Annotated in this window: 1 pseudogene; it reads right to left on the reverse strand. The window is 68.5% G+C overall.

The features are described from left to right. A pseudogene (gene purH, locus KZA10_RS17355) lies at window positions 1–537 on the reverse strand (bifunctional phosphoribosylaminoimidazolecarboxamide formyltransferase/IMP cyclohydrolase); the annotation flags it as partial.

The following is a 537-nucleotide window of genomic DNA, read 5'->3' on the forward strand; positions in this document are numbered from 1 at the left end:
CGACCGATCCGGCGGCGCGCTCCCCCGCACGCTCGACCGCGAGGCGGCACGAGTCGACGCGGTTGACCTGGCCCATGCCGACACCCACCGTGGCGTTGTCCTTCGCGAGCACGATCGCGTTCGACTTGACCGCGCGGCACGCCTTCCAGGCGAAGATGAGGTTCTCCATCTCCTCGTCGCTCGGACGCTCTCCCGAGACGAGCTCCCAGTTCTTCGCGACCGAGACGATGTCGTCCGGGAAGCGGTCGGCATCCTGCAGCAGCAGTCCGCCGGAGACGAGGCGCACATCCATGCGCTCCTGCTGCCAGTCCTCGGGCAGCTGCAGCAGACGCAGGTTCTTCTTCGCCTTGAACACCTCGAGCGCGGCCGGCTCGAACGACGGCGCGACGATGACCTCCGTGAAGATGTCCTTGAGGTTCTCTGCCATCTTGAGCGTCACCGTGCCGTTCGCCGCGATCACGCCGCCGTAGGCCGAGACCGGGTCGCACTCGTGGGCGCGCAGGTGGGCGCTGGCGATCGGGTCGAGGGCGTTCGGCG

This window comes from Microbacterium sp. BF1 (assembly GCF_019279095.1).
Lineage (GTDB): Bacteria > Actinomycetota > Actinomycetes > Actinomycetales > Microbacteriaceae > Microbacterium > Microbacterium maritypicum.